The sequence below is a fragment of the Deltaproteobacteria bacterium genome (genome assembly GCA_018668695.1).
Classification (GTDB): domain Bacteria; phylum Myxococcota; class XYA12-FULL-58-9; order XYA12-FULL-58-9; family JABJBS01; genus JABJBS01.
This window is the reverse complement of the sequence record JABJBS010000037.1, coordinates 1-7,513: the sequence shown is the minus strand read 5'-3', so window position 1 is coordinate 7,513 and position 7,513 is coordinate 1. Positions and strand designations below refer to the sequence as shown.

Annotated in this window: 9 protein-coding genes; 7 read left to right on the top strand and 2 right to left on the bottom strand. The window is 50.4% G+C overall.

Annotated features, from left to right (window positions below; genetic code table 11):
• The 4 genes from HOK28_01750 to HOK28_01735 form a co-directional block, all read left to right on the top strand.
• On the top strand, positions 1 to 391 hold a 391-nt coding region (locus HOK28_01750), incomplete at its 5' end, for a dUTP diphosphatase (protein ID MBT6431784.1).
• Between the two features lie 49 nt (positions 392 to 440).
• The gene (locus tag HOK28_01745) at positions 441 to 1,955 is read left to right on the top strand and encodes a hypothetical protein (GenBank protein ID MBT6431783.1); all 1,515 of its coding nucleotides are present in this window, start codon (positions 441 to 443) and stop codon (positions 1,953 to 1,955) included.
• A gap of 84 nt (positions 1,956 to 2,039) precedes the next feature.
• Positions 2,040 to 2,237, top strand: coding sequence for a hypothetical protein (locus HOK28_01740; GenBank protein ID MBT6431782.1), 198 nt, complete (start codon positions 2,040 to 2,042; stop codon positions 2,235 to 2,237).
• Positions 2,230 to 3,114: a DUF4476 domain-containing protein gene (locus HOK28_01735; protein ID MBT6431781.1), complete on the top strand. Its 885-nt coding sequence runs from the start codon at positions 2,230 to 2,232 to the stop codon at positions 3,112 to 3,114. Before HOK28_01740 ends, HOK28_01735 begins: the two co-directional genes overlap by 8 nt.
• A 2-nt stretch (positions 3,115 to 3,116) precedes the next feature.
• Here HOK28_01735 and lptD read toward each other — a convergent pair whose 3' ends face one another.
• Entirely contained in the window at positions 3,117 to 4,484 is a 1,368-nt protein-coding gene (gene lptD, locus HOK28_01730) for an LPS assembly protein LptD (protein MBT6431780.1), read from the bottom strand.
• Between the two features lie 259 nt (positions 4,485 to 4,743).
• On the opposite strand from lptD, the gene HOK28_01725 reads away from it, so the two are divergent.
• A complete protein-coding gene (locus HOK28_01725; protein ID MBT6431779.1) occupies positions 4,744 to 5,310 on the top strand; it encodes a hypothetical protein in 567 nt (188 codons plus the stop codon).
• Positions 5,311 to 5,323: 13 nt separating this feature from the next.
• On the opposite strand, the gene HOK28_01720 is transcribed toward HOK28_01725, so the two are convergent.
• Entirely contained in the window at positions 5,324 to 5,806 is a 483-nt protein-coding gene (locus tag HOK28_01720; protein ID MBT6431778.1) for an SRPBCC family protein, read from the bottom strand.
• A gap of 170 nt (positions 5,807 to 5,976) precedes the next feature.
• Here HOK28_01720 and HOK28_01715 point away from each other — a divergent pair, with 170 nt between their 5' ends.
• Together HOK28_01715 and HOK28_01710 are read left to right on the top strand one after the other, a co-directional pair.
• Positions 5,977 to 7,110 (top strand): class I SAM-dependent RNA methyltransferase, encoded by a 1,134-nt coding sequence (locus HOK28_01715; protein ID MBT6431777.1) that lies wholly within the window; start codon positions 5,977 to 5,979, stop codon positions 7,108 to 7,110.
• Between the two features lie 108 nt (positions 7,111 to 7,218).
• On the top strand, positions 7,219 to 7,513 hold a 295-nt coding region (locus HOK28_01710), incomplete at its 3' end, for a hypothetical protein (protein MBT6431776.1).

Sequence of the window (7,513 nt, the reverse complement as noted above, 5' to 3'; positions counted from 1 at the left end):
CGGCATGTCCGAAGAATTGGTCACAACCATCGACAAGCGGCTTGAAAACCCCGTAAAAACAGGCACTTTCCTTGAGACGGTTGAAGCATTGGCCGGTGAAACCCTAACTCAAAAGGTTTTTCCAGTTGAACTTTTTGCCAACTGCCTCCTCGCCGCCGACATGAGCGTGGATGCCCTTTACCGCGGTTATATCGGTAAAAATGTTCTTAACTTTTTCCGGCAAGACCATGGCTACCAAGATGGCAGCTACGTCAAAGAGTGGAACGGCCGTGAAGACAACGAACATCTTGTTGATATCCTCACAAGTCTCGACTCGGAAAGCCCCAGCTTCAAAGACGACCTCTACACGGGCCTCAAGACCCGATACAGTACGCTCACCCCAAACGCCTGAATCCCGCCATCAAGTGGCGAAAACACTATAAATCCGTTAAGATCTTAGTATGACAAAGGTTTTCGGAAAATCACTTTGGCGTACCCCAGCAGTTCTACTCCTCTTTCTCGCAGCCGCGTGCGGAGATCCCATGGAAGAGCTGCTTCTGATGGGCGACGAAGGGGTCATCGCAATCAACGGGCCGGACCGCCCCAGGCCGTGTCAGCAAAACCGGCAAAATTGTCTCATCCTCGATGAACTCGACGGGATATCCGTGGACCAAGCGCAAGCCCTCTCCACCTTCAAGGGACAATATATTTCACTCAACGGGCTCACCGAGCTGACTCCTGAGACCGCTACGCTTCTCGCCAAGTGGCCGGGCAGGTTTTTATTACTCAATGGAGTGGTGGAGCTGGACCTACCAACCGCCGAAGCTCTCGGGCAATGGAAGGGTAAAAGTTTATACCTAGATGGCATAAGCGACTTCGGGGCGAAAACACTCGCGGGCCTTGTAAAGTTCAAGGCCAACCATCTGAGCCTTAACGGACTAGAACAACTTAGTAACTCAGTGGCGAAGACCATAGCCAAGTGGCCAGGCAAAAGACTCTCCTTCAATGGCATCGAAAGCATTGGCTCTCGTGCAGCGCGGTATTTGTCGAATTGGGAAGGCAGAGAACTCAACTTTGATGGTATCCCGAAAATCGGCGCGGAGGCCGCAGGTGCGTTAATGACCTGGGAAGGTAAGACGCTTACACTCAAGGGCATTGAAGATTACAGCCCCCATACCATTCAGCTCATAGCCAGTACGCACAACTCTTCGGTTCTTGAACTGACCTCCATCACCAGCCTCACCACAGAATTATGTCTTGCTATCGCAGTTTGGGATCGAGGAAGCGTCTCTTTGCCTAAGCTACGCGTCATTGACCCTAAAATGGCTCGCTGCGTGAGTAAATGGAAAGCCAAGAATCTCTACCTCGACGGCCTGCCTGAACTAGACGCATCATCAGCCCGCGCGCTTATTAAATGGCCTGGCCGTAAGCTCTCATTAAGTGGCCTGCGCTCCCTCCCTCTAGCTTCAGTCCGCGCCCTCGCTCGCTGGAAAGGCAGCCTACTTGCCTTGAACCGCATTAGAGACTGGACGCCTGAAAGCCTTGATATTCTCTCCAAATGGAAAGGCAAGCACCTTGAGCTCGGCGGGCTCACGGAAGTCAGCTACGAACAAGCCGCCCCTCTTGCCGCTTGGCGCGGCAGTGGCATTGAGAATGCTCTCTACCTTGAAGGATTAAAGTCACTTCCTGAACCCATAGCCATGACTTTAGCCTCTTGGAAGGGTTCCGGAGGCAGCTTGAATCTGCACGTCCCGAACCTCAAACCCAAAGAGGCCTCAAAGCTAGCCCGTAAGAATTTTTGGAAAGACTCCAACGTCATTCTCCATGCCAACATTGATACCGCTGCCGCCCCAATGCGAATCGATCTCGACAAGGCTCGCGCCTCTAACCGGCGTTCGAAAAATTCGAAGAATAATATCACTGAAGAAGAGCGCTTTTTTCTAGCACTTGAACGATACCTAGAATCAGAAGACTGATAGAGCTAAAGTATTCTCCAATACGTAAAGGAGCCAGCAATGAAAATTAGCGTCAAATATTGTGGAATGTGAAACTATAAACCTATGGCGGTCGGTCTGGCTGCAGAGCTACTTGAAAGTCTCAATATAGAAATAGAGTTGATCGAAGGTGGCAAGGGTATCTTCGACGTCAAAGCTGACAATCGTTTGGTCTTCTCTAAATACAGCCTAAACCGGTTTCCCTTATTCGGCGAGATCAGCGAAATTCTAAAAGATGAACCCTACTGCATGAAAAATGAATAATAAGAATCGAATCCTCATCCTAGTGCTCAGCCTCGGGTTTACAACGAACCTTCATGCTCAAGAGCCGCTCAACTATCCCGATGGAATCTGGGTAGGAGAATATACCTGTCGTGGTAAAGCTATGCCCATGATGATTGAGTTTGATACGAGCGACAAACCAGCATCTGTTTCTTTCTTACTCAGTCGTAAAAAGCGCGGAGAGCAAGGGGCAAAGTTTCATGCAAAGGTGCAGCAAACCACCAACAAGCAAGGACAAGAAATCCTCGTTTTTAAACCAAGGTATTGGCTCAACAATCCAGGGAATTTCGCCATGCTCAAGCTTCGTGGTAAATACCTAGGGGAGACCATCGAGGGTAACGTAAAGAGAAAAGGCTGCAGAACTTTTAATATTCAAAAACTGCCCTGTAACACTGTTCCCAATGCATGCAGCGAAGATGCCCTGGGGCCACTCTATGCTTTATTGGGTCATGCTAAAGCAGCCAAAAAAACGAAGGAACCCAAACTCCCAACCATCGCCAAACGCCCGAACGAAGCCCGGTCCGCGACGATTGAGCTTCCACCCTTGAGCGACCGCCAATTCAATAGCCTCCTCAAGCAACTCAAGGCCCAGCCTTTCCAAAAAGGTCAGCTGGTTGTTCTCTCCCGCTGGACCAACCAATATAAAATGTCGAGCCAACAAGTTGCGACCGTCTTAAAACTTCAACGCTTTCCCAGTGACCAAATCGAAGTTCTAAAAGTGCTAGCTGGATCTATTTCCGATACTGAGAATATTGCATTGGTCTTAGATGTCATGCGGTTTCGTCAAGAACGGGAAGCGGCTGAAAAAATCATTTTTGAAAGTGGCCGTGGCAAAGGTTTGAAATCTCCTCTGCGTTAACCTCAACGGCAGGTCCGCACCATCGGTTCTGCCAAAGAGTCGAGCACAACCAAAATATTCATGGAGTAGTCTTCACGCTCAAACTGTTCGCGCCAACGGCTACGTGTATCCATCTTGAAAGCCCAGCCGCATCCGCTGTAATGCAGTGCTGTCTCTAGCTGCTCCCCTGGTCGCTCACCCTCTGTATATGCCAGCCTACTCGTCACGGCCCACTGACTGGATATCTGGTAGTCCCACGCAAGCTCGGTGGACCTCATCTCACCATTTTTTTGGTGGATTAAGCTCAAAACCTGTCGACCAAACTCCTGGCTAAGCTCGGCTCGCGCCGCCGCCAATTCCTCATTCACCGGATCCCACTGCATGACCGAGACGATACTCGTATCTCCAATTTGTGCTTGGATAACCGACGCTAAGTCGGATACGCCTCTCTGGCTCATCCCGCTGGACTCCCCAATCAAAGATTCGTGGGTGGAGAAATAAATTGTTTGGGCAATGCCCGCTTTTAAGTACTCACGCTTACCGTCGCCAGAAACAAGGCTTGTGGAAAATCCTAAGCTGGCTTGATTAGCATCACCTATACGGTCACGCCCTGTTAAACGGTTTGACTGAAAGAGTGAATCATAACCAAAGCCCATAACCTGAGAATCATCGTTGGGGAGGTTGTCTTGCTGCACCGAAGGGACAAACACATAATAAATTCTGGGCTCTAGTAACTGCTTGAGCCCTGCACCCCAAGCCTTTTCTAACTTCCATACGTTGTCCCACTCGAGCACTGGGATGCTGCGCTCCATACTCTCCCGAGAATCTCTAAAATCGTAACGTGTATAGTTTAAACGCAGAACCGGGTGGCTTGACCATGAGCCCTCCACCCAGTGTCGACCCATCTTGAATTCCGTATCGTACCGGGTCCCTGATGCATCAGCGTAGTCACGCCCAGAGAAATCCAACCGTTTCATTTCGAGTCGCAGAGTGGCATCAACCTCCACCGCTTCCAGATGCTGAGGAACAAGTAATTCCAGTGATGGTACACGGCCATCATCCGCCTCACCCTGCACCGTCAACTGAAGCAACTCGTTCGATGCGCTGAACTCATTGGAGTCAATCCCAGCCATCGAGCGCCATAGACCAGCGACTACCTTGGGTTGAGTTCCCTCATGAACGAGCGGTAGCTTGTTCAGGGTATCAAAAAAGGCCCAGTCCATCGAAAGCTCTAAGCCAGAGGGCTGACCTAAAAGATCGGCAATCGATGGGGTCGCTTCCTCGAGCACAGCCGTAGGCTGAAGCCCCGAGCTCCAAGCCTGCCCCGGAAGGCATAACCAAGCCCCTAACAATAGGCTCCGTACTTGAAGCCATCGGCGAGGCATCGTCATTGAATCATTCCCGTTTTGGAGGCGTGTAAGCTGTATGCTCTTCTCTCAGGAAAAGGCTCTTCTTGCAAATTTGTGACGTTTCCACATGATTCACCCATGTGCGCATGAGCCTACATGTGGGCCCTTGTATGATGCCAAAATGAGACAAAATATTGGCTGGTACCTTTCCATTTCAAGCTCCCTGCCCTACCTTATGAGTGAACTAACAACCGAGAGATCAGACGTGAAAATTCCCTCATCTTTATTCCTAGTATGCTCGATGACTGTATCTTTGATCGCTTGTGGTGATTCATCCCTTGAGAACGTCGACTCTTCAGGCGCCATGAACGCGGATAATCCTCAAGGCCTAACGGCTGACGAAGCAGGTCAGGGCTTCGAGGCTGTTAATGCAATGCTCAACCGCGGAACGCGCATGAACGGGCAAGCGCTGGCAGGCTTTGATTACGACCGCAGTTTCTCACGTGATTGTGAAGGCGGAGGCACGGCCGATTTCTCTGGCTCGGTTGCAGCGACATGGGAAACCGGGTCAGCAGGCGCAGATTTCTCCTACACGGTAAGTTTCGAAAACTGCAGCGCCTATGGCATCGAGATAGATGGTGAGATGGATTATTCGCGAACGACTGCTATGGCTGACAGTACCCTCGAAACCAGTTTCGCTTGGACCGGTGACCTCAGTTGGTCGGGTCTGGTAACCGGAGACTGCACTATCGATCTTTCGGGCTCAACCACGGCGAGCTTGGTAGACTGGGACTTCGAAGCCACTTCTCAAACCGACGGGACCGTGTGCGGGTACGATGCAACAAATGAAGTGAGTCTAGACTTCTAGACGACCCAAACGCTTACGAAAGAGCCTGCCTCATATTGCCAAGACATCTCATCATCGCCCTCTTAAAAAATACGTGGACAATGAAACCGGCGATAGGGCGGGCTAGCGAGCTGGTCAGCTCAAACCGATAAGTCCACCCCACTCTGGTTCCCTGAGCTTCACTTTCAAACGTCCAGTGTCCTACTGCTGCCGCTATGAGAAAAGAGAACGGGGGAACAAAGCCCTTCTCAATTCGATAACGCTGCTCCTTACCATCTTCATGAATCTCAACGATTTCTTCTAAAACTGAGCCATCACCATTTGAAATCAAACGCTTACTACCTACGGCCACAGGTAGCGGACTTACCAGCTCACATCTTACAACCTTTGGAATCGGACCAAACCCCGTGAAAAATGTTGGAAATTGGTCCAGGTCGCTCATCAATGCAAACGCTGCGTCACGGTCAGAAGGGATAAGAATATCAACATGAGTTTCGACAAATGGAATCTTCCGCATAGATTTAGATTAGCCCACGGTGGGCGCCGAGAAAAGCCTCCCAATCAGCTACGCTCGCCAAGGACATGGCTCAGTACGATCAGCCACATCTTACCTGTGAGCCTCAAAGCACCCAGAAAGACCTCATTTAAGCGTTGCGATATGCCATGTGACTGTGTTTAGAGGGGATTATGTTTGAAGTTTACGCTGTGATTACGCCCGGTCTAGAGACCGTTGCCCAAGAAGAACTCGAGAAATTGGGTATCGCCGAGGCTCAACCTGAAGAAGGCGGCCTCACCTTTGCGGCTTCTTTTGAGAAGCTGTGCCGCCTTAACCTCGAGTCGCGAATCAGCTCACGCTTTATCGTGCGTGTGGGAGCAGCAAAAATCACAACGCTCAAGAGCCTACAAATTTTCGCAAACCCACTTCCTTGGAAAAACTTTATCCGGAAGAACCAACCTCTTCAGGTTCGCGCAACATGTAAAAAGTCCAAGCTTTACCATTCTGGCGCGGTGATAGAACGCTTTCAAAACGCGCTGGAGAGTTCACTGGGAAAAGGCTTAACCTTCGTCAAAGGTGAAGAGATTCCTGCAGATACGCAACGCATCGTTATTCGCGTGAACAACGATATCGTGACCGTCAGCATCGATAGCAGTGGTGAGCACCTTCACAAAAGAGGTTACCGCCAGGCCACCGCCAAAGCACCCTTACGAGAAAATATCGCTGCCGGTTGCTTGGTCTCAATGGGCTATGATGGCACCACACCTTTTATCGATCCCATGACAGGATCTGGCACACTGGCAATCGAAGCGGCCTTGATAGCCAAGAACAGAATCCCCGGGCTTCATAGAGAATTTGGGTTCATGCAGTGGCCGATGTTTCGTCCCAAGCGCTGGCAAGATCTCTTGAGCGAATACCGCTCTAAAGAATCGGAGACCACGCCACCCATTTTCGCATCGGACCGTCATCCAGGAGCCATCGAAGCTGCGATTCAAAACGCTGAAGCAGCCGGCGTCCGCGACTTCATCGACTTCGAGCGGGCCACTCTCAGCGAGCGAGCGAAATCGTTGACTGACATAGAGGGCACATGCTTTCTAAATCCCCCCTATGGGGAGCGAATGGGCAAAAAAGGTAATTTGAATAACCTTTATGCTTCCATCGACAACATGGCCACAGGGCCTTTGTCCACTACAACGGTTGGGCTTATCACCACCAACCAGAAGCTAATGCGCAGCTGCTGCCCAAACTTTGAAATTCTCGGACCGCCGGTATTTCACGGGGGAAAACGGGCATATATCTATCATCACAAAGTAAACGAAGAATAACGCAACGCTTGGTTTTTTCGGTCGATACTTAGAAGGTAACCAGAATAATCCCGGTTGAGACAGGTCGTAGATCCGTCTTCACCCACCCTTCTAAAGCCGAGTTAAACCATGCAAGTAGTATCGCCCCCGACGACTTCTCTCAATCCCCGATGGCTCGACTTAAAAAAACGGGTACACGCTGGCGAATTCTCAAGTGCCCAAAATCACGGTTCAATACGCAACACACTTCCATCGATTGGCCCCATCGATGCCGACACATTTGAGCGTATGGGCCCCATGGTTACAACGAGTGAATCGCCCGCCGAAAACCGACTAAGAGATGTCGTCAATACCGCACTTGAAGCGAGAGATATCTTAGGAACGGCCGATGAACAGGTCATACCTGGGTTTAAAGAGTATCTTT

What these genes read in the sequence shown, in the direction of transcription:
- HOK28_01740 (MBT6431782.1), top strand. Translation starts at nt 2,040, where the DNA reads ATGGCGGTCGGTCTGGCTGCAGAGCTACTTGAAAGTCTCAATATAGAA.
- HOK28_01715 (MBT6431777.1), top strand. Translation starts at nt 5,977, where the DNA reads ATGTTTGAAGTTTACGCTGTGATTACGCCCGGTCTAGAGACCGTTGCC.
- HOK28_01745 (MBT6431783.1), top strand. Translation starts at nt 441, where the DNA reads ATGACAAAGGTTTTCGGAAAATCACTTTGGCGTACCCCAGCAGTTCTA.
- HOK28_01720 (MBT6431778.1), bottom strand. Translation starts at nt 5,806, where the DNA reads ATGCGGAAGATTCCATTTGTCGAAACTCATGTTGATATTCTTATCCCT.
- HOK28_01735 (MBT6431781.1), top strand. Translation starts at nt 2,230, where the DNA reads ATGAATAATAAGAATCGAATCCTCATCCTAGTGCTCAGCCTCGGGTTT.
- HOK28_01725 (MBT6431779.1), top strand. Translation starts at nt 4,744, where the DNA reads ATGACTGTATCTTTGATCGCTTGTGGTGATTCATCCCTTGAGAACGTC.
- lptD (MBT6431780.1), bottom strand. Translation starts at nt 4,484, where the DNA reads ATGACGATGCCTCGCCGATGGCTTCAAGTACGGAGCCTATTGTTAGGG.